23 protein-coding genes and 2 pseudogenes are annotated in these 24,852 nt (G+C 51.2%); 19 read left to right on the top strand and 6 right to left on the bottom strand.

What is annotated here, in order from left to right:
- The 3 genes from V4U88_RS17920 to V4U88_RS17910 are packed head-to-tail and all read left to right on the top strand — an operon-like array spanning position 1 to position 4,699.
- Complete coding sequence (locus tag V4U88_RS17920) at positions 1-1,104, top strand: AAA family ATPase (protein WP_334074607.1); 1,104 nt, start codon at positions 1-3, stop codon at positions 1,102-1,104.
- Positions 1,101-3,473, top strand: a complete 2,373-nt coding sequence (locus V4U88_RS17915) for a DUF5682 family protein (protein WP_334074606.1) — start codon at positions 1,101-1,103, stop codon at positions 3,471-3,473. Before V4U88_RS17920 ends, V4U88_RS17915 begins: the two co-directional genes overlap by 4 nt.
- A gap of 2 nt (positions 3,474-3,475) precedes the next feature.
- Complete coding sequence (locus V4U88_RS17910) at positions 3,476-4,699, top strand: VWA domain-containing protein (RefSeq protein WP_334074605.1); 1,224 nt, start codon at positions 3,476-3,478, stop codon at positions 4,697-4,699.
- A 44-nt stretch (positions 4,700-4,743) separates the two neighbouring features.
- Here the strand turns inward: V4U88_RS17910 and V4U88_RS17905 are convergent, their stop codons facing one another.
- Positions 4,744-4,923 carry a small acid-soluble spore protein H gene (locus tag V4U88_RS17905; RefSeq protein WP_334074604.1) on the bottom strand — a complete coding sequence of 60 codons (180 nt, stop codon included), beginning with the start codon at positions 4,921-4,923 and terminating at the stop codon, positions 4,744-4,746.
- 149 nt (positions 4,924-5,072) lie between these two features.
- On the opposite strand from V4U88_RS17905, the gene V4U88_RS17900 reads away from it, so the two are divergent.
- Positions 5,073-6,215: an NAD(P)/FAD-dependent oxidoreductase gene (locus V4U88_RS17900; protein ID WP_334074603.1), complete on the top strand. Its 1,143-nt coding sequence runs from the start codon at positions 5,073-5,075 to the stop codon at positions 6,213-6,215.
- A gap of 66 nt (positions 6,216-6,281) precedes the next feature.
- Here V4U88_RS17900 and V4U88_RS17895 read toward each other — a convergent pair whose 3' ends face one another.
- The gene (locus V4U88_RS17895) at positions 6,282-8,564 is read right to left on the bottom strand and encodes a metallophosphoesterase family protein (protein ID WP_334074602.1); all 2,283 of its coding nucleotides are present in this window, start codon (positions 8,562-8,564) and stop codon (positions 6,282-6,284) included.
- 611 nt (positions 8,565-9,175) lie between these two features.
- Between V4U88_RS17895 and V4U88_RS17890 the strand changes: the two genes are divergently transcribed.
- The 4 genes and pseudogenes from V4U88_RS17890 (at position 9,176) to V4U88_RS17875 (ending at position 13,088) form a co-directional block, all read left to right on the top strand.
- Positions 9,176-10,639 carry an Msr family ABC-F type ribosomal protection protein gene (locus V4U88_RS17890; protein WP_334074601.1) on the top strand — a complete coding sequence of 488 codons (1,464 nt, stop codon included), beginning with the start codon at positions 9,176-9,178 and terminating at the stop codon, positions 10,637-10,639.
- Positions 10,640-10,841: 202 nt separating this feature from the next.
- Positions 10,842-11,264: pseudogene (locus V4U88_RS17885) on the top strand (RICIN domain-containing protein); the annotation flags it as partial.
- 34 nt (positions 11,265-11,298) lie between these two features.
- Complete coding sequence (locus V4U88_RS17880) at positions 11,299-12,153, top strand: AraC family transcriptional regulator (RefSeq protein WP_334074600.1); 855 nt, start codon at positions 11,299-11,301, stop codon at positions 12,151-12,153.
- Positions 12,150-13,088 carry a DMT family transporter gene (locus V4U88_RS17875; RefSeq protein WP_334074599.1) on the top strand — a complete coding sequence of 313 codons (939 nt, stop codon included), beginning with the start codon at positions 12,150-12,152 and terminating at the stop codon, positions 13,086-13,088. Before V4U88_RS17880 ends, V4U88_RS17875 begins: the two co-directional genes overlap by 4 nt.
- Before the next feature lie 79 nt (positions 13,089-13,167).
- Here V4U88_RS17875 and V4U88_RS17870 read toward each other — a convergent pair.
- From V4U88_RS17870 to V4U88_RS17860, 3 genes and pseudogenes are all read right to left on the bottom strand, one after another.
- Positions 13,168-13,260, bottom strand: a pseudogene (locus tag V4U88_RS17870) (AraC family transcriptional regulator); the annotation flags it as partial.
- Positions 13,261-13,446: 186 nt separating this feature from the next.
- Positions 13,447-14,220, bottom strand: coding sequence for a class I SAM-dependent methyltransferase (locus tag V4U88_RS17865; protein WP_334074598.1), 774 nt, complete (start codon positions 14,218-14,220; stop codon positions 13,447-13,449).
- A 27-nt stretch (positions 14,221-14,247) separates the two neighbouring features.
- Complete coding sequence (locus V4U88_RS17860; protein ID WP_334074597.1) at positions 14,248-15,219, bottom strand: aldo/keto reductase; 972 nt, start codon at positions 15,217-15,219, stop codon at positions 14,248-14,250.
- A gap of 223 nt (positions 15,220-15,442) precedes the next feature.
- On the opposite strand from V4U88_RS17860, the gene V4U88_RS17855 reads away from it, so the two are divergent.
- The 11 genes from V4U88_RS17855 to V4U88_RS17815 all read left to right on the top strand — a co-directional run bounded on the left by V4U88_RS17855 (position 15,443) and on the right by V4U88_RS17815 (position 22,697).
- On the top strand, positions 15,443-16,177 hold the full coding sequence (locus V4U88_RS17855; protein WP_334074596.1) for a carbonic anhydrase: 735 nt from the start codon (positions 15,443-15,445) through the stop codon (positions 16,175-16,177).
- A 301-nt stretch (positions 16,178-16,478) separates the two neighbouring features.
- On the top strand, positions 16,479-17,015 hold the full coding sequence (locus V4U88_RS17850) for a DUF1835 domain-containing protein (protein WP_334074595.1): 537 nt from the start codon (positions 16,479-16,481) through the stop codon (positions 17,013-17,015).
- Positions 16,954-17,145 (top strand): DUF1835 domain-containing protein, encoded by a 192-nt coding sequence (locus V4U88_RS27040; protein ID WP_416367260.1) that lies wholly within the window; start codon positions 16,954-16,956, stop codon positions 17,143-17,145. Before V4U88_RS17850 ends, V4U88_RS27040 begins: the two co-directional genes overlap by 62 nt.
- A gap of 32 nt (positions 17,146-17,177) precedes the next feature.
- The gene (locus tag V4U88_RS27035) at positions 17,178-17,537 is read left to right on the top strand and encodes a DUF3658 domain-containing protein (RefSeq protein WP_416367259.1); all 360 of its coding nucleotides are present in this window, start codon (positions 17,178-17,180) and stop codon (positions 17,535-17,537) included.
- Between the two features lie 192 nt (positions 17,538-17,729).
- Positions 17,730-18,761 carry a zinc-binding alcohol dehydrogenase family protein gene (locus tag V4U88_RS17845; protein ID WP_334074594.1) on the top strand — a complete coding sequence of 344 codons (1,032 nt, stop codon included), beginning with the start codon at positions 17,730-17,732 and terminating at the stop codon, positions 18,759-18,761.
- A gap of 24 nt (positions 18,762-18,785) precedes the next feature.
- Positions 18,786-19,175: a winged helix-turn-helix transcriptional regulator gene (locus V4U88_RS17840; RefSeq protein ID WP_334074593.1), complete on the top strand. Its 390-nt coding sequence runs from the start codon at positions 18,786-18,788 to the stop codon at positions 19,173-19,175.
- A 34-nt stretch (positions 19,176-19,209) separates the two neighbouring features.
- On the top strand, positions 19,210-19,554 hold the full coding sequence (locus V4U88_RS17835; protein ID WP_334074592.1) for a hypothetical protein: 345 nt from the start codon (positions 19,210-19,212) through the stop codon (positions 19,552-19,554).
- Between the two features lie 197 nt (positions 19,555-19,751).
- Complete coding sequence (locus tag V4U88_RS17830; protein WP_334074591.1) at positions 19,752-20,459, top strand: lantibiotic protection ABC transporter ATP-binding protein; 708 nt, start codon at positions 19,752-19,754, stop codon at positions 20,457-20,459.
- Positions 20,460-20,463: 4 nt separating this feature from the next.
- Positions 20,464-21,204 (top strand): lantibiotic immunity ABC transporter MutE/EpiE family permease subunit, encoded by a 741-nt coding sequence (locus V4U88_RS17825; RefSeq protein WP_334074590.1) that lies wholly within the window; start codon positions 20,464-20,466, stop codon positions 21,202-21,204.
- 1 nt (position 21,205) lies between these two features.
- Positions 21,206-21,964 (top strand): lantibiotic immunity ABC transporter MutG family permease subunit, encoded by a 759-nt coding sequence (locus V4U88_RS17820; RefSeq protein ID WP_334074589.1) that lies wholly within the window; start codon positions 21,206-21,208, stop codon positions 21,962-21,964.
- A 136-nt stretch (positions 21,965-22,100) separates the two neighbouring features.
- Positions 22,101-22,697: a DUF1349 domain-containing protein gene (locus tag V4U88_RS17815; protein WP_334074588.1), complete on the top strand. Its 597-nt coding sequence runs from the start codon at positions 22,101-22,103 to the stop codon at positions 22,695-22,697.
- Positions 22,698-22,759: 62 nt separating this feature from the next.
- On the opposite strand, the gene V4U88_RS17810 is transcribed toward V4U88_RS17815, so the two are convergent.
- Positions 22,760-24,652 carry a hypothetical protein gene (locus tag V4U88_RS17810; protein WP_334074587.1) on the bottom strand — a complete coding sequence of 631 codons (1,893 nt, stop codon included), beginning with the start codon at positions 24,650-24,652 and terminating at the stop codon, positions 22,760-22,762.
- Positions 24,653-24,852: the final 200 nt, after the last annotated feature.

Below are 24,852 nucleotides of genomic sequence, written 5' to 3'. Positions count from 1 at the left end.
ATGAGTAAGACGGAACCCGTGATGCAGGATATCATGCGCAAGCCTGCGGAGGCGCTATATCAGGAAGAATTGCAGGCTTTGATCCGCGAGGATCAAGGTAAAGTTCCGACGGGGTGGCAAATGTCCCCGCAGTCGGTGCTTAAGTTTATTGTCGGCGGGAAAGCGGGAAGCCGGAGTATCACGCCGAAATACATCGGAAACCCGCGCCTCGTGGAGATGGCGATTGCGACGCTGGTGACCGACCGGGCGCTGCTGTTGATCGGCGAGCCGGGAACGGCCAAATCCTGGCTGTCGGAAAATCTTTCGGCGGCCATCTACGGCAGCTCCGGCTTGGTCGTGCAAGGCACGGCCGGAACGACGGAGGAACAAGTCCGCTATTCCTGGAATTACGCCATGCTGCTTGCTCAAGGTCCGACGCCGGAGGCCTTGGTGAGGAGCCCGATTATGCGGGCGATGGAAGCGGGCGGCATCGCCCGGTTCGAGGAAATTTCCCGCTGTGCTTCCGAAGTGCAGGATGCGCTGATCTCGATTTTATCGGAAAAGACGATCTCCATTCCGGAGCTTGGCAAAGAATTGAACGCGCGCAAAGGGTTCAGCATCATCGCTACGGCCAACACCCGCGACCGGGGCGTCAACGAAATGTCCACGGCGCTGAAACGCCGCTTTAATATGATCGTTCTGCCCGCGCCGGCCGATCTCGAAACCGAAGTGGAGATCGTAAAGAAACGGGTCGCCGAAATCGCGGCTTCGTATGATTTGCAAGCGGCGGCTCCTTCCGACGAGGCGCTGCAAAAGGTCGTAACGATCTTTAGGGAGCTGCGCAGCGGTATGACCCTGGACAAAAAGGAGAAAGTGAAATCCCCGGCCGGCGTGATCTCCACGGCGGAAGCGATCTCGCTGCTCACCAACAGCATGGCGCTGGCGGCGAGCTTTGGCGGTGGAGAGATGACGGATGAGGATTTGGCTGCCGGACTGCAGGGAGCCATCGTAAAGGATGACGACAAGGACCGTCTCGTTTGGAAGGAGTACCTGGATAATGTGATGAAAAAGCGCGGAGCAAGCTGGCGCGGCCTTTACAGCGCCTGCAAGGAGATGAATCAATGAAGACGGAGACGGCTAGCGGCGCTGGGGTGCATATTTTTGGCGTCCGGCATCTGTCGCCGGCCGGCGCTTGTCATGTGGGCGAATTTCTGGAGCGTATCCGGCCCACGGCCGTCCTGATCGAGGGTCCATCGGACGCTTCTTCCGAAATCGTCCATCTGACGAATGCCTCGACCCGGCCGCCCGTCGCTCTGCTGGCTTTCACCGAGGAGCTGCCGGTTCGGACCGTGCTTTGGCCCTTTGCCGTGTATTCCCCCGAATATCAGGCGATGCTATGGGCGCATAAACATGGGGCTTACTGTGCGTTTATCGATTTGCCTTCGTCTTCCGCGGTTTGTTTGCAGGATATCCGCGGCGGCGCCCAGGGCGGGGAGCCTGATGGCCCCAAGGATCAGGCTCCCGTCGCCGGACAACCGGTGGAGGAGCCGGGTGCACCGGGCGAGATCGCGGATTCGGAATCCTCCCTTTACGACAGGATCGCGGCCATCGCGGGCGAGTACGATTATGACACCTATTGGGAACGGAACTTCGAGCACAATTTGAACCCGGACGCGTATCGTCGGGTCATTCTGGCCTATTCCGGCGAGATGCGGGAACTGACGGAGGACAAGGAGAAGCGGAGCGACCGGCTGGAATATGCCTACAATGCGGTGCGGGAAGCCTATATGTGCCGGAAAATCGCGGAGGCGGTCGCGGCGGGGCATAAGCCGGAGCAGATTGCGGTCATTTGCGGGGCGTATCACGCTTCGGCTCTCCAAGATCTTAGCCATGCTATGAGCGATGAGGAGTTATCGCGGCTTCCTTCCCGCAAAACAAAGCTGACGCTTATGCCCTATTCTTATCTGCGGCTGTCGTCGCTTACCGGATATGGTGCGGGAAACGTCGCGCCTTATTATTTTGAAATGATGTGGGAACAGATGCGGCAGGGGGCACTGGGAGAGCTGCCCCATCGGTATCTCGCTTCCGTTGCGGCGGATCTGAGAAGAACGGGGACACACCGCTCCACGGCGGAAGTGATCGAGGCGGTCAGGCTGGCCGAAGCGCTGTCGGCTTTGCATGGCGGCAGTTCTCCAACGCTGATGGATTTGAGGGATGCCGCCAAAACCCTGTTGGGGCGCGGAGAGTTGTCCGTGGTCGCCGAGTCGCTCGCGCGCACCGAGGTGGGTACGGCGATCGGCGCTTTGGCCGAGGGCGTCAGCCAAACGCCGATTCAGGATGATGTAGCCCGTCAACTTAAACGCCTGAAATTGGAGAAATATAAAACCGCCGTTGCTCAGGATCTAGTCCTGGACCTGCGCGAAAACCGGAGAGTCTCTTCAGGGGAGGCGGCTTTCCTCGATTTGAACCGGTCATTCTGGTTCCATCGTTTGAAGCTGCTCGGGATTCATTTTGTCAAAGAGCAGAGAAGAACCGCGGAACAGGCCGTTTGGTCGGAGCATTGGATCGTCCAGTGGTCCCCGGAAGTGGAGATCGAAGTGGTGGAGTCCAATCTGCTCGGCGAGACCGTAGAGACCGCTGCGGGCTACATGCTGCAGCAGCGCCTGGAGGAATGCTCTGCGATCAGGGAGGCCTCCGAGCTGATCGCGGTCGCCTATGAATGCGGGATGATTCATCAAATGGAGGCCGCAAGATCGGTCTTGCAGAGGCTCGCGGTCCAAAGCCAGAATGTCGCTGAGATTGCGGCGACAGCGAGAAAGCTGTCGCAGCTGATCACTTTTGGCGGTATTCGAAGAATCGATACGACGCCGCTCGCTCCGCTTTTGGAGCAGCTGTTCTTGCGCGCTTGCCTGTTTCTGCAAGAGGCGTGCCAATGCAATGATGAGGCTGCGCAGGCGATGGCGGAGGCCATGAATGAACTGAACCATATCTCATCCGAACATAGCGACGGGGTCGACGAGGCGCTCTGGGTTCGGGAACTGACCGTCCTGTCGGACAGGGATGATGCCCATCCGAGATTATCCGGTCTGGCCTGCGCGATCTTGCTGGAGCGGGGGGAGCTGTCGGCCGAACAATGTTCAGCCGAGGTATCGCGCCGGCTCTCGCCGGGCATTCCGGCCGACCTTGGCGCCGGCTGGTTCGAGGGGCTGGCGATGCGCAACCGCTATGCCCTTCTATCGCGAATGAGCTTATGGGACCAGCTCAACGCCTATATCTGCTCGCTGGAGGACGACGAGTTTGTGCGGTCCCTGGTCTTTTTGCGCCGGGCCTTCAGCGTTTTCAGCCAGCGGGAAAAGACGATGGTCGCCGAACTGCTCGGCGAATTGTGGGGCGTGGAACCGGAGCGGGCCGCGGAAATGATCACGGAGGATCTGAAGGAGGAAGAAGCCCGGATGTTGGACGAATTGAATGATTTTGATTTTGAGGATTTTTAGAGATGGGCGGAGCGGTAAACCGTGAGGCCCTGTCCCGATGGCGGCTCATTCTGGGCGCGGCCGCCGAAGGGGACCTTGGCCGTTACGCCGGTCAAGGGCAGGTAGCACTCACGGAGGATGAACTGATTATGGACCGGGCGCTTGCCGCCATATATGATCAGACGGACAACGGCGGTGAAGGGACCTCCGGAAGCGGATCGGGGGCGCGCGGCGCGGGAAAGGGGAAATCCGCCCCGCGGCTTGCGCAGTGGCTCGGGGATGTGCGTACTTTTTTTCCGGAGGATGTGGTCTCCGTCATTCAACACGATGCGATGGAGCGTAAAGGCTGGAAGCAGCTTTTGTTCGAACCGGAGGTGCTGGCCACTGTAAAACCGGATATCCATCTTGTCGGTACGCTGCTATCGCTTAAGGGGAAAATACCGGAGAAGACGAAGGATACCGCACGCATGCTTGTGCAGGCCGTGGTGGATGAACTGGTCAAGCGCATGAGCCACGAGCTCCAAAGAGCCGTTACCGGTTCCCTAAACCGCAGGCAGCACACGCCGCTCCCTTCGTTGAGCGGAATCGACTGGAAGCGTACGATCCAGCGGAATTTGAAGCATTATGATGCCGATCGCAAGGCGATCATTCCCGAACGCTTCTATTACTTTGACCGCGCGAAAAGAAACAAGGAATGGACGGTCATTGTGGATATCGATCAGAGCGGTTCCATGGCGGAATCGGTGATCTGGGCTTCGGTGGTCGGCTCCATCTTTGCGAGTATTCCCGCGCTGGATACCCGGGTGGTCGTCTTCGATACCGAGGTGGTCGACCTAACCGAGCAATGCGCCAATGATCCGGTGGATATGCTGTTTGGGATTCAGCTCGGCGGAGGCACGAATATCGACAAATCCGTCGCGTATTGCGAGCAGTTTATTACAGAACCGAAGAAAACACTGTTCATCCTGATTTCCGATCTCTATGAAGGGGGCAATCAGTCCCGATTGGTTCGGAGAATGCGGGAGATGAAGGAGTCCGGCGTCAAAACGTTGTGTCTGCTGGCCCTGTCTGATGAAGGCAAGCCGTTTTATGATGAGCAGTTGGCCCGAGCTTTTGCCAGGGACGGAACGCCTTCGTTTGCCTGCACGCCTGCGATGCTGCCGGAATTGGTGGAAGGAGCGCTGCAAGGAAAAGATTTGACGGAGCTGGTGAAGAGGTTGGAGGGCCGAGGGAGAACAAAGGTCTGATATGCAGGAGGGTGCCGCGGCTGCGGCACCCTATCTGTTTATTTTTACTGCTCGGTCAACTGGGACAGCGCGACCTCTTGCTCTTGTTCTGGCTGATCGAGGGGATAGATCCGGGCGGTTTCTTTACGATCGTCCACATGCTGAATATAGATGGGTACGCCGTTGCAGGTGACGTTTACCATCGTAGGCGAGGCTACGATTTCCTTGGCGCGTTGGCTGTTCATCGCTTATTCCCTCCTGAGTGAGTATCTCGCATTTCCGTAATACGTTGTCCCACCTTTCTGGAATTTATTCGTCATAAAGGCGCGGCTTCGTACTTTCTTGCCAGTTTCGCTATAATGGGGGAAGTGAGCTATTAGAGAGGGATGCCAACATGAAGAAAATCATCGTCATTGGAGCGGGAATACTTGGAGCGTCAACGGCTTACCACCTGGCAAAAATGGGGGCCGATGTCGTAGTGATCGACCGCAAGGACGCCGGACAGGCTACGGATGCCGCTGCCGGTATCCTCTGCCCCTGGCTCTCCCAGCGCCGGAACCAGGCCTGGTATCGGCTGGCAAGAGCAGGGGCCCGCTTTTACACTGATTTCATCGAGGATTTGAAACGCGAAGGCGAAACGGATACAGGCTATGCCCGAGTTGGGGCTCTGCTTATTCACACTGAAGCGGAAAAAATCGATAAACTGGAAGAGCGGGCGAGGCAACGGATCGCGGATGCGCCGGAAATCGGGGAAATCACCCGCCTTTCGGAGCAGGAAACAATAGCCCGATTCCCTGTCCTCGGAGCGGGCTATCAGTCCTTGCACATTAGCGGGGCCGCCCGTATCGACGGGCGAGCGCTGCGCGACGCGTTACTCCGTTCGGCGCAGCGGAAAGGAGCGGTTATGATCAACGGGGACGCCGCGTTACTACATGAGAACAACCACGTGACCGGGGTTAGGGTCGGAGAAGAGAGCTATTTTTCCGACAGTGTTATCGTTTGCGCCGGGGCCTGGGCGGGTGCATTGCTGCAACCGTTAGGCCTTCGCTTTCTCGTCCGGTTTCAAAAGGCGCAGATCATGCATTTGCGTTTGGAGGAGGATCAAGATACGGGAAATTGGCCGGTTGTGATGCCTCCTTCCGATCAATATTTGCTGGCTTTTGACAGGCGGAAGATCATCATAGGAGCGACGCACGAAAATGAAGTGAAAGGCTATGATACACGGATTACGCCGGGCGGCATTCAGGAAATTGTGAATAAAGGGTTAGCCGTGGCGCCGGGACTGGCAGACAGTGCATTTCAAGAAATACGAGTCGGTTTTCGCCCATTTACGCCGGGATTTCTTCCGGTTATGGGTGCGGTCCCCGGCTGGGAAGGCTTGTTTGCCGCCAACGGTTTGGGGGCGTCCGGATTGACCGCAGGTCCGTTCATTGGAAGCCAGTTGGCCAAAATGGCGCTGGATCTGCCGCCGGATATGAATCTCGCCGACTATGATTTACGACAGGCGTTGGATGATGCGCAGCAAGGACCATCATAACCGAGGGGCTAACAAGGAGGCGTGAAGAGAGCTCGAGGACTACCCCCGAGCTCTCTTCAAAATAAATTAATCGGTGCTGAGTTCCACCGGTTCGGAATTCATCCGGCTGCCGGCCGCGCGAATTACGAACGTATAGTTATCCGCGGCGTTGATGTCGTTAACGGTCAAGCTGTAATCCGTCTTGCCGGACTCGACATTAACATAGGCATTCCAGTAGGGCTTGATCTTTCCGTTTGCTTCATAGATTCGGAAGCCTTGTACCGGTCCGGCGCTTGCGGCGGAGAGCTTCCAGGAAATGGTGGCTTTCCCGACGTTCACCCGGATTTTGGCGTCGCTGACTCGGTCCGGTTTGCTGTCCGTCCGTTTGATTCCGTACTCGTCGTATTTTTTGACGCCGTTGTTGCCGGAGGACTCATCCTTTTTGGCGGCGGTGTATGCTTTGATCTTCAGGAGGTCACCGGATACGGACACATCGGTGAACATCTTTTTAAAAGGCTGTTCATTGATCGCGGCAAAATAATCATCGTATCCGGGATATTTGGTATAAAATTTATCCCCGAAGGCGTTGGACATCAGGTAGACCGTTCCCTTGGGGTTGACGGCATTTCCTTGTGCATCGAACGTGATCTGGGCAGGAGGGACTACCTTGTCGTTCAGCATTTGATGAGATCGCATGTACATGTGGTCATGCGCTTCGAATACCAGGTCGATCCCCATTTGGTCGAAGGCCGGGACGAGGGCTTTTTTGTAAAATTGCACGCGGTCATCCTCCCATTCTCCCGCATTGTCACCCGCGGAATAGGGGCCTTTATGAAGGGCCACGAATTTCCATTTGGCATCGCTTTTGGCCACGATATACTTCATCCATTCGACCTGATCCTGAAACTGCCGGTCTTGCTTCTTGATACTTCCGTTACTGGACAGTTCCCCGGCATACTGCGTGTTGAAAATCAGAAAGAGGGCATTTCCGTATTCAAATGAATACACGGAGCCGTCATGCGTATTAGCTACAACTTGTTTCGGCAAATGGAAATGATTATAAAAATTCGAGTTCGGCGTCGTCTCGTCGCCATCATAGTCCTGGACCTCATGCCCGCCGAGCACCGGCACGATCGGGACATTCAAAAGCTGTTCCTGCGGGAGGCCCAGCATCCATTGCCATTGCTCCTCCAGGTCGCCGTTATCCACGAGATCCCCCGCATTGAGGATGAACTTGGGATCCCCGACCGTTTGCAGCGCTTTTCTGAACGTATCGGCCCAAGGTTCGAAGCCCGCCTTACTGGAGGCCTGCGAATCCGCTCCCGCGATAAAACGGAAGGGTTCGGCCTGGGCCGTATCGGTCGTGAAACTGCCGACCCGGCTCCAGCTGTTTGCGGCTCCGCTGCCGACGCGATATCGATACGTCGTTCCGGGCGTCAATGCGGTTGCTGCCACCTTATGGCTGTAAAACTTCTTTTTCTTGTTCGCTTTCCGGTCCGACTTCGTCACATAAGTGGCAATCTCTTCGGTCGTTCCTTGAAAGGTTAAGGCCTCATGCTCGGGGAAATCGCTCCCGGCTGCTTTGGAGGCCTCGACCACTTGCAGGACGGAAGGCGAATGTACATCCGTATACCACGCAAAACTGCGGCTCGTCTTTGTATCTCCGACCAGCGTCATATTGATCAGCTTAGGCTCCGTTTGCGGTTCCTGCGTACCCGTCGCCGTCCCCGTTATACGGATATCCTTGATCAAGCTGGACCCCGTGTCCCCGATGCCCTGACTCCCTTTGGTGTTCGTATTTGAACTTACGATCCAACGGATATAAAGCGTATCCTGATTCTCGGCGGCTGCCGGCAGAGGAGCATTATCAAGTTTGCATGAATTCCCCGGACAGTTGAAACTGGACCGGGCCATCTTCAATGACAGCTCCGGCACATCCGTCCAATTTTTGTTATCGGTGCTGTACTGAACCTTGAAGTCCCGCGGCCCTGTCCCGGAAGAAGTTTGCTGGGAGGAAAGGGCAATGTTCCCATATCCCTTGGTTGAAAGACTGGCGAGCCAGTACTTTTTGTTTTTGCCGTTGTCCCAGCCTTGATAGCTTATCGAGTGCTGGTCGCTGTCATAATACTCGAAATAACCGCCCACATTCCGGAAGCTGGAGGAGTCTTGATGGACGCCGCCCGTCGCAGGAAAAACGCCTTCATTTCCTTCATCGGAAAAGATCCATTCGGACAGCAGCACCTCCGCTTCCGATGAATCCGGTTCAGCCGCGCGCGAAACGCCTTGAATTTGGACGAAGAGCAGCAAGACAGCCAGTAGAGCACAGAAAAGACGGGCTCCGGTTTTTCCTTTACTTGAGAAAGTTAACATGCCAATCTCCTTCCGCTGAATGTTTAAAGCGCTTTAACTTTTTGGGTGTAACGCATCGAAAGGTCCGGCCGGCCATTCGCTGATAAATATATGGGAGGGGGGAGGAAATCAGAACAGAAAAACTCGCTCCATGAATCAAACCTTGTTTCGTGAACACACCATCACAAGCCGAAACATGGCGTTTATACGGAATTGACACCAGGCGTCGCCCATGTTATCATCCAATAAATTAGTGATAGGAGGATCGTTATCTATGTTGCACTCGATGCGTATTCGATAAGCCGGCAATAAAAAAGCGGATTTTCATCCACGAATGTGGGCTTTTTTTGGGCTGCTTATTTTTACGTATGGACACATAGATGGCGATTTGAATAGCTTGATTTGCTATGTCTGTTTCGCTGTGTTTCTTTCGTGATCAATGCAGATCCTGGCTCGCATAATGGCCTAGATCTGTATTTTTTATTGCAAAAAAACAGTCAAACAGCATAGAAAGGAGCTAATAAGTTATTATGCGAAGGATGCATTGGTACTTCTTTATATAATCCTCTCTTCATAATCGCAGGTGGACCTGCGAATCGACGTTACTGCGATTACTGAAGGAGGCTGCCAAGATGGAACTATTGATAAAAGCAAAAGATATTTATATCGAATATATGGGACGGGACGTCCTGGACATTGCTGATTTGGAAATTTACCAATATGATCGTATTGGTTTAATCGGATCGAACGGAGCCGGTAAGAGCACCTTGTTAAAAGTGTTACTGGGTGAAATTTCAATACCGTATGGAAGGATCAGCCGGGAGGGTGATTTTTCATACATCCCGCAATTAGAGGACGCGGCCATACATGAGATAAAGAATTATGCTTTAAAGGGTAAGCTTGGGATCGACAGAATTGAAAAGGATCATATGAGCGGTGGTGAAGAAACACGGCTTAAAATTGCACAGGCTTTGTCGAGTGAGATGCACGGGATCCTTGCCGATGAACCGACCAGCCACCTGGATCGGGACGGAGTAGACTTTTTGATTCATCAGCTTAAATCTTATCTCGGAGCTTTGCTCATTATCAGTCATGACCGATACTTTCTGGATCAAGTCGTCGACAAGATCTGGGAGTTAAAGGACGGGAAGATTACCGAGTATTGGGGCGGATATTCCGAATACTTGGCTCAAAAGGAAGAAGAACGGCAAAAACAAGCCGATCAATTCAGTCGGTTTACCGCTGAGCGTGAGCGCTTGGAGAAAGCTATTGCGGAAAAACAGCATCAGGCCCGGAAAATGGAGCAAAAGGCGAAAGGGGCTTCCCGAAAAAACAACACCGAGAGCGGTGGGCGGCTCGGTCACCAAAAAACGACGGGCAGCAAGCAAAAGAAGCTCTATAATGCCGCCAAAAATATGGAGCGCAGAATTGAAGCGATGGGTGAAGTAAAACCGCCCGAGACCATTCGTTCGGTCTTGTTCAGACAAAGTAAAGCCCTCGAGCTTCATAGTCCGTTTCCGGTCACGGGGACGGATATCTGCAAAAAGCATGGGGGCAGGGTCATTTTTGACAAAGCTTCATTTCAATTTCCGCTGGGTGCCAAGATTGCGATTACCGGACCCAATGGTACGGGGAAAACAACGTTGCTCAGGATGATACTCGATCGCGAACCCGGCATAACAGTATCTCCTAAAGCGGTCCTTGGTTATTTTGACCAAAAGGGTTATAGGTGCGACTGTAGCCAAAGCGTTATGGAGTTTATGATGGAACACAGTGATTATCAGGGGACGGAAATACATGCCGTCCTTGCATCCTTGGGATTTTCTCAACATGATATAAGAAAACGGGTATCCGTATTAAGCGGCGGTGAACTGGTTAAATTGCAGTTGGCTAAAATGATGCTGGGACGCTACAACATTTTGCTTATGGACGAACCGAGCAATTACCTGGATCTTCCAGCCGTCGAAGCCCTGCAAAATTTAATGATTCGCTACGCAGGAACTATCGTTTTCATAACGCATGACGTACAGTTAATTGAGAACGCTGCCGATGTGGTATATGAAATTGAACAGCAAAAAATCATACGGAAAACCTAATGGGTTCCCGCGAAAAAAGCGGGTCTGATTTATCCGTGAACATCATTTCGAGCTTTAGCAATGGACGCTTGTTTATTCCTCAGGCCGGTTTCTTCAGTGGGAAAAACACAGTGAACAATGGGGATATGTCCGTGGGGTACTATAAACTGGTTAATGTGAAGAGCGGTAAACCGGTAGCCCCGCTTCGCGTGATCAAAACTGGTTTATCGTCCCGGCCTCGGAGGGATTCGTTAAATTGATCAATACCAACAGCCGCAAAAATCTTGGGATCCTGGGAGCATCCCTCTCTTCCGGTGCTCCAGCCGTCCAATGGGCTGATAACGGATCGAAGGATCAGCAGTGGCTGTTGGAAGCAACGGGCGGTTATTTTATCGTCAACAATACGGGGAGCGGGAAGGTTTTGGCGGTGGAGCAGGCTAAATGGCGGACGGGGCCAAAATCGTTCAGATGGATGCAACGGGAGTGGCCGACCAGCTCTGGGAGCTGGTTGCAAATCAATAAAACCGGAGCTCGGAGGCGGATGCTTTCGAGCTCTTTCTTTTTAATGATGCGTGGAGGCATTCAGATATTGAGGTTGATGGGAGAGCAACATTGTACAATCGCGGTAAAAACCTTTCTGGTATAGTGGATAAGGTGGAATACATACGAGGAGGTACATTATGAGCAAGGAGATCCGAACGGTCTGTTACGACGCTGAACTGGACGTGGAAGCCTACCGGTTTGAGGGGATTATGCAGAAGTTTCCGCATCATTTTCATGACTATTACGTCTTTGGGTTTATAGAGAAAGGACAGCGTTACCTGGAATGTAACCAACGGGAGTATATCATCCATCCCGGTGATATGATTATTTTTAATCCGAAGGATATCCACACCTGTATGCAGGTTGATGGTGATGTGCTTGACTATCGCTGCATCAATATAGAGACCGACCGCATGCGAGAACTGTCCCTCGATATATTGGGAACGGAGGAGCTGCCGGTTTTTGCCGGACCTGTGCTGCGCGGAACCGAGTTGGCTCCTTTACTGAAGGAACTGCACCAGCTAATCAGTGAGGGCGAAGCGGACTTTATCAAGGAGGAATTGTTCTTTGTATTGATGGGGCAGATCGTCCAGGATTATTCGGAAGTTCGGGCAGAGTCTGCGCGAAGCGGGAAGGCGGCCGAATTTCGCAGGGTGTGCGAATATATGGAGAGTCATTACCCGGAGAAAATAACATTGGATAAGCTTAGCGGACTTGCCGGACTTAGCAAATATCATTTTATTCGTTCCTTTACCCGTGATCAGGGAATATCGCCGTACAACTACCTGGAGACGCTTCGAATCGGCGCCGCCAAAAAACTCCTGGAGCGAGGAATCGCCCCCTCGTTAGCCGCTATGGAGACCGGATTCAGCGACCAGAGCCATTTGACTCATTTTTTCAAACGGTATATCGGGTTAACTCCCGGCCAATATATGAAAATCTTCCGTGAGGAAGCCGCACCTGTGCTTTCAAAGCGGACGGTCAACGAATGAGCGGCCGGCGTCGTACCGCAACTGCACACACGGCCGCTCTTTTGACCATTTTGATATGGGGGACTACATTTATTTCGACCAAGCTGCTGTTGGAGGACTTTCTGCCTCAGGAAATTTTGCTGTTTCGCTTTTTAATCGGGTATTGCGTCCTCTGGGCGATTTACCCGAAGGTTGTCTCTTTGAGACCGATCCGGGAAGAGCTGCTATTCGCGGCAGCCGGGCTTACCGGGGTTACCCTGTATTTCTTGCTGGAAAATATCGCCTTGACGTACACGTTGGCTTCCAATGTCGGCATCATCGTGTCCGCAGCGCCGTTAATTACGGCGGTGCTGGCCCATTTTCTGCTGGGAGAGAAGTCACTGCACCTACGCTTTTTGGCCGGGTTTGCGGTGGCCATGGCGGGAATTGTTCTGATCTCCTTTAACGGAGCCCGTCAATTGGCGCTCAATCCGTTGGGTGATGTACTGGCCTTTCTTTCCAGCGCCATATGGGGGATATATTCGATTCTAATGCGCAAAATCAGTTCACTGGGTATTCCGGCCATAGGCTGTACCCGCCGGGTCTTTTTTTACGGATTGGTTTTCATGCTTCCGCTTTGCTTCTCGCCTGGATTTCGTCTCGGCCTTTCAAGGTTTCAAGACGGTACCCAGCTATTTAACCTAATGTTTCTCGGCTTGGGAGCTTCGGCACTGTGTTTCGTTACCTGGAATTGGAGTGTCGGCGTACTAGGGGCGGTGCGCACGAGCACCTACATTTTTCTGGTGCCGGCGGTAACCGTTATTGCGTCTTTTTCCATTCTGCATGAGCCGATTTCGGTGATCACGGCTTTAGGGATGATGCTGACGCTGGCAGGCTTGCTCTTATCCGATCGATCGATCCATCCGTTCGGGTTCAAGCGTATAAAGCGAAATCCCGGGGGGCACACCGATCTTTAGACGAGCTGGGATAGAAGCTCCGATATGGCGCAGGTGAACCCCGCGCCATATCGGATTTAAAGATAGAATTCATATTACTCTATTCTTCAAAGGAAAGATTCGAAGGTTCGTCCAGAATCTCGTAAACGAGCTCAAGGTTTGTGCTCGGCACGTTGGGATCGACTTCTTCAAACCGGCCCTCCTTTGGTTGTTATGATAACAGAACATGTAGATGGGGGTTTGATATTTTTTGCCCACTTGCAAAGATTTGAATTTCCTTAAGTCTATCAATGAATTTCAATGCAGACCGAACGTAAAATCAAAAGCAAAACCGCCTTCCGGAAAAAGGCGGTTTTTAATTCGTTGTGTTTAGATGGTCTTACCGTTTCTTTGCTAAGAATAAAGTGCTGATAAATTTAAGCGTTACCCTTCCACCATGTTTTAACATGATAGTTGTCGCCTCGTGAATTAATTGGGTTTGATCCGACTCTGGCAGAGCGAGGAAACCGCTCCCGGTTTTTAAAAAGCCAATGAAGCCGTCAATATTGTATTGTTGATTCCAAGGGAAACGATGAACAGAGGGCGTTTCGAAATGTTCACAATTGGAAATTTCTATTGTAATATTATTAATCCTATTTTCGATTTCTTCCAAACTATGAAATGGGAACACATCATAATTAATACAAAGGGAAATTAATTCTTTGTATTGTGGTTCGATTTCACTTAAGTACATATTCCAAAATAAAGCCAGATAACCATTCGTCTTTAAGCTGTTAGCGCACTTTGTATAACCAATAGGCTTTGGTACCCAGTGAAAGGCTTGCGCAGAGAACACCATATCATAATAATGGTTTGGCTCAATCCAATTTTCAAACCGTGTAACAACAAATTCCACCTTTTTGTCCTTGTGTTTATTCATGCCCATCTCTGCTAATTGAGGACTCGGCTCGATACATACAAGGCCATAGCCTCGATTTAAGAACAATTCGGATGCCTTTCCACTGCCAGCACCAATTTCAAGTATTTTTGAGTCCAAGCCAATATTCGAATTCTTTTCTATACAGTGGATTAATTCTTTGGGGTAACTTGGTCTGTAAAGATCGTAATATGCCGCTGTTGCATTAAAACGCTTGCTTTCTTCTTCCCAATCCACCCTTGACATCCTTGTCACACCCTCCCGCTATTTCAGCCGATATTCGGCAAACGGTTCGCTATATACGAATCGGCTGCTTATATCATTCAGCTTGCGCTCCATATCCGTATCATAAGGAATGGATACACTTTGCAGGCTGTCCTGCAATTGTTCTACCCGGGTGGCTCCGACAATCACGGTGGATACCGCCGGGCGGTTCATCAGCCAGGCTAAAGACAATGCGGTCGGGCTGGCCTCTACTTCTTTTGCGATCTCGCCGATTTCGTTGCCGAGTTGGATTCGCTCATCCGTAAGGAACCTCGCAAAATTGGGATCCGTGTCCGCTCTAGATCCGGCTGGCGCCCGATCCGCTGCGTACTTCCCGGTCAAAATGCCTCCCGCCAAAGGGAAATAAGGAATGATGCCGATTCCTTGGTCCAAACAAAGGGGAACCCATTCTTTTTCCGGCGTACGGTCGGCGAGGGAATAGCTGCATTGGAGGGAAATGTATTTCGATAACCGCAGCTGTTCGCTGACACTTAGCGCCTTCATCAGTTCCCAAGCGGCATAATTGGATGCCCCGATGTAGCGGACTTTCCCCAAGGTAATCATATCGTCCAGAGCACGAAGGGTTTCCTCCAACGGTGTGAACGGATCGAAGGTATGTATCTGGTAAAGGTCGACATAATCGGTCCCCAGCCGGCGAAGACTTCCTTCCAACTCCTGCTGCAGATGATGCCGGGAGGAGCCTCTTTGGTTGGGGCCTTGGCCGGTGGGAAGTCCGGCTTTGGTCGCAAGAACAGCCTGTTGCCTTCTTCCTTTAAGCGCTACACCGATGATCCGCTCGGATTCCGTTCCCGCGTAGATGTTGGCCGTATCGATGAAATTGATCCCGCTGTCCAGTGCGAAATGGACAATTCGAATGGAGGTGGGTTCATCGGCGCGTTTGCCGAACGCATTCGTACCCAGGCCCAGAGTGGAGACTTGCAGGCCGCTGCTGCCGAGATGCCGATAGTTCATGGTGATGCCTCCTCTTTTTTCACAATTAAGATTGTATTCATTATCGCAAAGACAAGGAGCGTAATGCAATGACCCCGTATTCCTTAAGAACTACCCGGCGTTTTTCTGAATTTAGTTTGTAAGATTCATTGCATGAAAAAATGAAAGGAGTATAATGATCAGCAGGAAATTCCTGTATATTCAGGTGTCGACCCCGGAAATTATATTTGAAAGAGGATGTTGGATGAAGAAGAATTATATCGTACTGGGATTAACGGCTTTTTTATTGCTGGCGGGTTTTTCGTCAAGTTATGCGGCAACCAGTTTAACTGAAGCAACCCATTTCTCGTATGATCATCAGGAGGAATGGGAATTTGTGTCGGGCAAGATGCAATCTCCCATCAATATTGTTACGTCCAAAGCCGTTAAGTATAAAGGTTCCGATTTGACGTTGAAGTATGATAAGGTAGGGACTTCGGTCGTTGATGACGGACACAGCATCCAAGTCGGTCTGCGCGGTACCGCGGAAATTGATGATCGCACGTTCTCCCTTAAGCAAGTTCATTTTCATGCCGTAAGTGAGCATACGATCAATGGCAAGCATTATCCGCTGGAAGGTCACTTCGTGCATGAATCGCAAGACGGGCGAAAGGCGGTGATCGGAGTGATGTTTAAGGCTGGCAAGGCGAACAAAGCGTTTCAACAAATTTTGGATGCGGCCAAGGCCAATGCGAAAGGGGAAAAGGGGGTAAAGATCGATAAATTGGACATTCAAAAATTGCTCCCCACCCACTTGAGTTACTATCATTATTTAGGGTCCTTGACGACACCTCCATTAACGGAAAATGTGGAATGGTATATTCTGAAAGAGACGGTGGAACTGTCCCAGAAACAACTGGATGAGTTCTATCAATACTACGACGACAATCACCGCAACCTTCAGAAACTCAACGGCCGGACCGTTTTCATAAAATCGTAAATCAATCCTTGGGAAAGGATGCACGTGATGTGCATCTTTTTTCTTTGGGGCTTTAGCCAGTTGAGCTCGAGAAGCGTGCGAAATAAAAAACCACCTGATGGGGTCGTTATCATAGGAGTGTTCAAGCTACTATGTATAATCGAAGTGATATGTCACATACAAAGAGGCGAATAGTCCAAACTTCCAACTCCAAAAAGATGCAAATCTGCAGGTATTTAGGCCGACCCCCGAGGGGATGCGAAAAAGATGCAAATCTGCAGGAATTCTATGTTATCAAGGTTGTTTGACGGGTGGTTATAATTTGGGGCGAAGGATTCGGCATAGGAGTGAAGAAATAAGGGGGATAGCATGGAAAATCATAGAGATTCGGGGGGTTCACATCGATAAACTTGATGAACGTATGAAAGAGTTTGGGAATGGCGAATATCGCCTGATACTTCGTCAATTGTTGGAAACCGCAAATCAAGAGGAACATTTGTATACACTGCTTGAAAAATACATTGAAGCTATACACAAACATAGAATCCAAGCCGAGCAGCGTCAGACCTACGTTCATCTTGTATTTAGTCTTTCGAATGCCGGTTCATTGAAGGTCGCGCTAAGCAAGCTCAATAGGAGTGAGGGACATCGGGTCGTCGCATTTAATGAGTTGTTCTCGGTCGGTCCGATCGCCGATTTGAACACTTTGGGAGGGCAGCGGAATAGGGAACTCTGGATGATGGAACATCTGCCGGATACCTTTTTCGGAGCGAGTTCTAATCAGGAACATCGAATCGATGATGGAGACGTTAAGAAAAATTCCGGTAAACAAGACGATTGTTATCTGGAGCGGGGATAACGCTCACGATCAGACGGGACTCCGTTTCGCCTTGCATTTATTAAGAGAACAAGAGAACCCGATTCATGTCGTCAATGTATCGCAAGCGCATAGAGACATGGGACATTCGGGGCGGCTCCTGTCGCATTAGCCCAGGGCGATTGGGAAAGTTTCCTGGAAGTCGTGAAGAGGTATGGTGAGGGGATTCCCCTGGACTCTCGTCAAAGGAAGCAATATGATCAGGAATGGTTGGAGCTCTCATCCCGGAATCATTTGCTTCGGTTGTGGGATTCGGGGGACATCATCGGCTGCGACGAAAACGAACTGGATCCGGTTATTGTAAGTGCGGTTGCCAAATTGCAAAGCGAAAATACGGAACGCGATTTTATAAAAGGCAGTGATGTCGTATCCGTGTTTTGGAGGAAACACGTCAGCTCATTTCGGTTTCCTTCATCACATATCGCATATGGAAATTGGTCAGCGATCGTGTCCTTAGGTTTCAGGGGTTACCTTGGGCTCCCCATCAATTTTCACTGCGGTTAAACGAAGAATGACCCCGACATAAAAATCCGATTTCCTCAATAAAGGAGGGTCGGATTTTTTGGCTTGTCCGACGCCAATAGTATACAAATTGATACTATATCACATGAATGTGCGTACTGTTCACTACCAAACCTATAGATTATACTGCCGATAACAACAAAAACTACCGTAAACGTAAAGGAGAGAAAAAACATGACGAAAGAGACAATGAAAGCCGTAGGTCTATATAAGTACTTGCCGATTGAGGATCTGGAAAGTCTGCTGGACGTGGAAGTGGGGAAGCCCGTACCGGAGGGGAGGGATTTGCTCGTTAAGGTAAGGGCGATTTCCGTCAACCCGGTCGACTACAAGGTGCGTTCCCCAAAGAACCGCGAGGAGAGCGAGCCCAAAATTTTGGGCTGGGATGTCGCGGGCGTGGTGGAGCAGGTCGGTCCGGAAGTGACGTTGTTCCGTCCGGGTGACGAAGTCTTTTATGCCGGCAGTATTACCCGGCCCGGAGGGAACAGCGAGTTTCATCTGGTGGATGAGCGGATTGTCGGTATGAAGCCGTCCAAACTGGATTTTGCCCATGCGGCCGCATTGCCGTTAACGTCGATCACCGCTTGGGAAAGTTTGTACGACCGGCTTGGCATTTCCCGTAACAAAGCCGATAATGAAGGGAAGACGATTTTGATCATCGGTGCCGCCGGCGGTGTCGGATCGATTGCGACGCAATTGGCGAAATATGCCGGTTTGACGGTCATCGGCACCGCTTCCCGGCCCGAATCGGCCGATTGGGTAACGGGGCTGGGTGCCGACCATGTCATTAATCATTTTAAGGCATTTCTTCCGCAGTTAAAGGCGGCGGGATGGGAGCGGGTCGATTATATCCTCTGCCTGAACAGTACCGAGAAGCATTGGTCGAATATGGCGGAAGCGATCGCACCGCAAGGGAAAATTTGTTCCATCGTCGAAACGGATGAATTATTGAACTTGACCTTGTTAAAGAACAAGAGCGTTACGTTTGTATGGGAATTGATGTTTACCCGGTCAACATATCAAACCCCGGATATGATAGAACAGCATAACTTGTTAAATGAGATCGCCCGGCTTGTGGACGACGGAGTCCTTCGGACGACGACGAACGAAACGCTGACGCCGATTAACGCCGCGAATTTGCGCAAAGCGCATGCTACGCTCGAAACGGGCAGAGCGGTTGGTAAGGTGGTTCTAGAAGGTTTTTAAATATGTTTTAGGAGCGGAGAAGTCATGAGAGACCGAAAGAGCGGATACGGATTTTGCCCCAACGATGAAGGCTGCCCGGTGGAATTCACGCTGGACGTGATCGGCGGTAAATGGAAGGGTGTGCTGCTGTATCATTTGATGTCCGGCCCCAAGCGATTTAATGAATTTCGCAAAATTTGCCCGTCCATTACTCAGCGTATGCTTACCCTGCAGCTTAGGGAGTTGGAGGAAGACGGCATCGTCCATCGCGAGGTCTACCATCAGGTCCCGCCCAAGGTGGAGTATTCTTTGACAAATTTCGGCCAGACTTTGACTCCGATCATTACAGCAATGAAGGACTGGGGAGAGATCTATAAAAGGTCGGCTCACAGCCCGGCGGACCTGGAGACGGCCAATTCCAATCCGAAAGAATAATTGTGGTAAAGGCGGGAAGACGTTGGCCCCCTTTTTGGCCGATCAAGGATTGAAGGTTGCCGTTGTGGAGAAATCTCCGCTGATGTATGGAGGAACTTGCATCAATATAGCCTGCATCCCGACGAAAGCATTGGAACATATGGCGCATTTGGTTTCACAAGAAGAAATGGACCATAAGAAGAAGGCCTTCTTCCGTTTTTATCGATTCCTCCGTTTTCGCACATGTTGGTCTCACGGAAGCCGAGGCCATCGAAAGAGGCTTCAAGGTGAAGGTGGCCAAGCTCCCCGCGGCGGCCTCGCCCCGGGCACGTCAATTGAAGCAAACGGAAGGGCTTCTGAAATGGCCGAGACGTTGAATGACCTGCTCGCCAACATTTAAGATATCAAGTCAAAATTCAATTACTATATCAACGAGCTCGCGGTTACCGTGGAGCTGGAACCCTAACTAAATAAAGACGGCAGTTAGACGGACGATACGTCGTTCGCGACTGCCGTTTTTTTTATTCCGGTTTATAAATTTGTTAGAAATAGGCCGTATGCTGATCTCCAGAGAATAAAGGAAAAGGATGGAGAAGCATGAACGACATTATTTTACAAACTAACCGATTATGTAAAAACTTCAAGGGACAAAAGGCGGTTCATAACGTATCCCTGACGATTCGGCGCAACACCGTATACGGCCTGCTGGGTCCGAATGGAGCGGGAAAGTCGACCACGCTTAAAATGTTGACGGGAATGCTTAAACCCGGATCGGGCGAAATTCTGTTCGAGGGAAAGCCGTGGGACCGCAAAGTCTTATATCAGATTGGAGCGCTGATTGAGGCTCCGCCGCTTTATGAAAATTTGACGGCGCGAGAGAACCTGAAGGTACGAACTACCCTTCTCGGTCTACCGGAATCCCGCATCGATGAAGTCCTGGACATGGTGGATTTGACGAACACCGGACGCAAACGGTCCGGCCAGTTCTCCATGGGAATGAAGCAGCGCTTGGGCATCGCGATCGCCCTGCTGAACCGTCCCAAGCTGCTTATCCTGGATGAACCGACGAACGGGCTGGATCCCATCGGAATCCAAGAGCAGCGGGAGTTGATCCGTTCTTTTCCCGAACGCGGAATTACGGTCATTCTTTCGAGCCACATTCTTTCGGAAGTGGAGCAGATTGCCGACGATATCGCGATCATGGCCGGAGGCGTACTGGCCTATCAGGAGCCGGTTATGCCCGGCGGGCATTTGGAAGATTTATTTATGGAAATTGCGAAAAGACACCGCAAGGAAGGGGTGTAATAGGATGCATCATTTTACAGGCATCGTTCGGGCTGAACATTTAAAGATCAGACGAACGTTTACTCGGAAGCTGGTCTTCATCGCACCGCTGGTTACCCTGATGTTGTGCGTCGTACTGATGGCGGGGCGGTTCTTTCAAAGCGGGAGCTTCAATTGGTGGTACGCTATGATTCTCCCGGGAACTTTGGCTCTCATGTGTATCGGTGTGCTGCAGAAAGATGCCCGGAAACTGCGTTATCGCTCGATTCTTGCCCTGCCGTTATCCCCATCTTTAACCTGGTCGGGAAAAATCGCGGTGGTCTCCAGGCTGTTTCTGGTGTCTTCCCTGTTCTTTTGGTTGATTCTTACGGCGGGGAGCACGGTATTTCCCGGGACCTTGTCGGCGATCACCAGCTTGATGGCCTGCCTCGTCATTTTCGTCACGTTTCTTTGGCAGATTCCGCTTTGGCTTTATCTTGTTGACCGGATCGGCGTATTCGTCACGTTAATCCTCAGCATGATCGGTAATGTGGGGTTGGGGATCATGTTGGCGACTTCCGATTTGTGGTGGTTGATTCCTTTTACGATTCCCGGCCGGCTGATGTGCCCGATTATCCAAGTACTGCCTAACGGCTTGCCGGTTCCGGCGGGCGATCCGCTGATGGACGGCAGCGTCATACTACCGGGATTGCTAATCTCGGTGGGATTGTTTGTTCTGCTGTCCTTCATTACGGCAAAAGCCTTTGATGCCAAGGAGACGAGGTAACATGAAATTATATTTGCGCTATCTGCGTTCCGACCTGATCAAACTGCGGAGGCAGCCCTTATTGTGGATACATCTTGTCATACCTCTGGTTGGAATCGCCGTGTTTCTGTCCTATTATGCGTTCAGCCCCTGGACCTCACAATCCAAGGTTGAAGCCTATTTACAAATCGTAGCTATTTCGCTTCCAGTCATGATCGGGATCGTGTGTGCCTTTGCCGCCGACCAAGAGGCCAATGCGGGGAATTATCAAGTGCTCCTGACCTCGTCCGTCAAACCGCTGCCGTTCGTAAGCAAGATCAGTCTGCTTCTTTTGTTGGGTCTTGGAAGCATTATGCTCGCTGCCGCCGGTTTCGGTTTCGGCTACATCTTTATCCTCGATTCAACCTTATATGATTTGACATTTTATGTTTGCGCGGGTGGGATTCTTTTTATAGGCAGCATTTTTATGTACATTCTTCATTTTATAATTAGCCTTCGCTATGGGCGCGGGGCTTCCATGGGACTGGGGATCGTGGAAAGTATGGTGGCGGCCCTGCTCCTGACGGGGTTGGGCGACTTCAATTGGATTTATGTACCGTGTGCCTGGTCAGCTCGATGGATCACGATTTGGGCGCAATATCCTTATGCCCGGCTTCAAGAGATTCCCCCGGAGATGTTGTTGAACAGAGGGCTCATCCACGTCATCGTCGGGACAGCCATCATCGCGATTTTGTTCAGCGTTTGGCTTTACCGCTGGGAAGGGAAACGTTCGCTGGAGTAGATCGCATCGTAGTACCATATTATTACATCCGACAGCGGGAATGTTATATATAAGAACGGAATGCGTTCCTAGTATACTTGGAAGAGGGATATTTCACCATTGGAAAATATGCCTATTCTTTTTCTGGAGGATGAACATGAGTCATAATTTGTTCCGGGTTGGGGAGAGGGAACGTTTAACATGGATGAACGAACCGACCGGTTGGGAGTATACCGCAGATGGCGGGTTGTGTGTTCATACACCGGCCAAAGCCGATTTTTTCGGGGATCCCGCGGGAAAACACGTGGTTCATTCAGCTCCGTTTTTGCATGTACCGGCCGAAACGTCCTTTCAGCTTACAACACAACTGCAGGTGGAGATGCATCATATTTATGATTCGGGATGTTTGATGTTAATGGCCGACGAGGACAATTGGGCCAAGCTTTGTTACGAATTCAACGGAGAACATGCCACCATCGTTTCCGTCGTGACCCAAAACAGGTGCTCCGATGATTGCAATTCGGAACGGGTAACGGTAGAGAACCCCTTCTTAAGAATCACGAAAAGGGAGAATACGGTTTCCTTTTTCTATTCGGCGAATGGGGAAGACTGGAAACTCATCCGTTATTTCGGGATGAAAACCCCGGTTGGGTTTAAGGCGGGGGTCGTAGCCCAGTCCCCGATGGGAACGGGGTGCCGGGTCGACTTCAAATATCTAAGCATGACCAAGCCGGACACCGACAGCAGATTTTAGGCATTTAAAATCAATAAAAGCCGCCATTCAGGCGGCTTTTTGACTTTAATCCGATGATGCTTCTATTGGCCCGGCAATATAGGCGCTTCGCTGTCTAGAGCGGTTTCCGGCACCGGGGGTTGCTCCGGTTGCTGGTCAAGCTGTCCCGGCGGAGTGTAAGGTTTGACGACCAGCACGCTTGAGGTGAAAGTATGCTCCCCATAAGTGGCCGTCACGGAAGTGAGCCCAGGCTTGATGCCGATGAGATATCCGCGCTCGTCAACTTGAGCAATATCGGGATTATCCATCGTAAACCGGGTTTCTCCGTTCACGATGGACGTATGGCCCGTATCATCGGTAAATAAAGCAAGGACGTCCAATTCACTGCCGATCTCCAGAGAATAATCCTCCGAATCCAGATAGAAACGCCCGGCGTTTTGACCCGGGGTCTCGGAGACGGTTACCGGCAGCGTTGTTGTGTAACCGCCGAATTCGGCTACAATTTCCGTGGTCCCGACAGATAGACCGGTAACGAAGCCATCGGGGTCGACGGCGGCAATTTCCGGGTTGAGAGAAGTAAGGGTGGCCGTACCGGTGATATCCGCAGCGTTTCCGTCGGCATATACGGCCTGTACGACACTCGGCTTACGTTCGCCGATTTGCAGAGTCAGTTCCGGATTCGCAAACCGAATTTCTTTTAATTCCGCGGACGGCTCCTCTGCTTGGCCCGATACTTTAATCAGCAGCATCCGTTGTTTATTGTTCTCGGTCATATTGCCCGAGAGCATAAAACCGCCGTCATCGGTAATTGTTCCTGTACCCGTGCTGGTCAGTCCCGGTACCTCTAATCGCAGACTTCTTATGAGTTCTCCAGTCGTGTCCAATTCATAAATTTGATACTGATGGTGGTAATCGGGGTATTCTCCTGTAGTATATTGACCTATTAACGAGAACCCGTCGGAGGTGGAGACGAGTTCTCCCAGAGCAAAGCTTCCCTCTTCAAGATTAAAAGACTTCTCCCAAAGGACCTCACCGTTGGTTGCTATATTAAGAACAAACACGGTCATTTTATTGTCTTGCCGCTTCGACCCTCCAACGAGATAAGTCCCGTCCGGTGCCAACTGGACGGCATCAGCCGAAATGCCGCTCCCCGGCAAGATCTGCTTTTTGGTCCACTCAATCTCACCCTTGCTGTCAAGCTTCACAATGAGGGAAGCATCGGGGTGTTGTTCGGAGATAAACTCCTCCATCTGCCCGACCGCCAGGATTCCCCCGTCAGGTGTGACTAACAGATCGTTAAAGTACTGAAAATCGCCCATCGGGTACTCCTCATCGGAAAAATGGTAATGTTTGATCCAAACTTCATCTCCATTTTCATCCACTTTCATCAAATAGGCCCAAACCGCTGCCGCTGGATTGATATTATAGCCGGTAACAACAAATCCGTGATCCGGAGTTTCCACGACACTATTTACATATCCGGAGGCCTGATAGTGACGCGTCCATTCGATATTCCCCTTATCATCCAACTTGGCCAACAATGGAACATTGTGGGGTCGGGAACTGTTGTCCGTCGCTGTTCCGCCAACGAAGTAACCGCCGTCGTGGGTAGGGATGACTTCTTCCAGCGAAAAGTTATATACATAAGAATCGTCTTCGGTAATCGCCACTGTTTGCTCCCATTGAAGCTTACCGTTTTCATCCACTTTCACAACATAGCCTGTTTGTTCGGTTTCAAAATTGGAGGACCTGACTTCGTCGACGTTTCCAACGGCGATGTAACCTCCGTCCAAAGTCGGTGTGACCGCATTTCCCGCTGATCGTGCGAAGTTATTGCCGTACGTCGAACTCCATTCTACTTTCGGCGTAAGCGGCTGATCGGGGGATGCGGCCGCAATGCTTGATCCGCCCCAACCGGTCCCAACCAGAGCGGAGCATAGGATCACGGCCGCAAGTCTTTTCGTCAATGATGACATTCGCATTTCTCCTCTCAAATGGGGATATTAAGAAACATTCCCTATCATTATCCAGGAAGACGGCTAGGGGAGAAATCCGCTAAACTCCCTAATTCTATCAAGCTATGAAATGGTTATTAAGTGGTAGAGTTCGGGTTTATATGCATCAAAGGGAGGGGGACGGAAGTGTGGGGAATTTGCGTTTCAAGAATAGGAAGAAA

Source organism: Paenibacillus sp. A14, assembly GCF_036864815.1.
Lineage (GTDB): Bacteria > Bacillota > Bacilli > Paenibacillales > Paenibacillaceae > Fontibacillus > Fontibacillus sanfengchensis.
The sequence above is the reverse complement of the archived record's forward strand: the minus strand, read 5'-3'. Positions and strand labels throughout refer to the sequence as shown.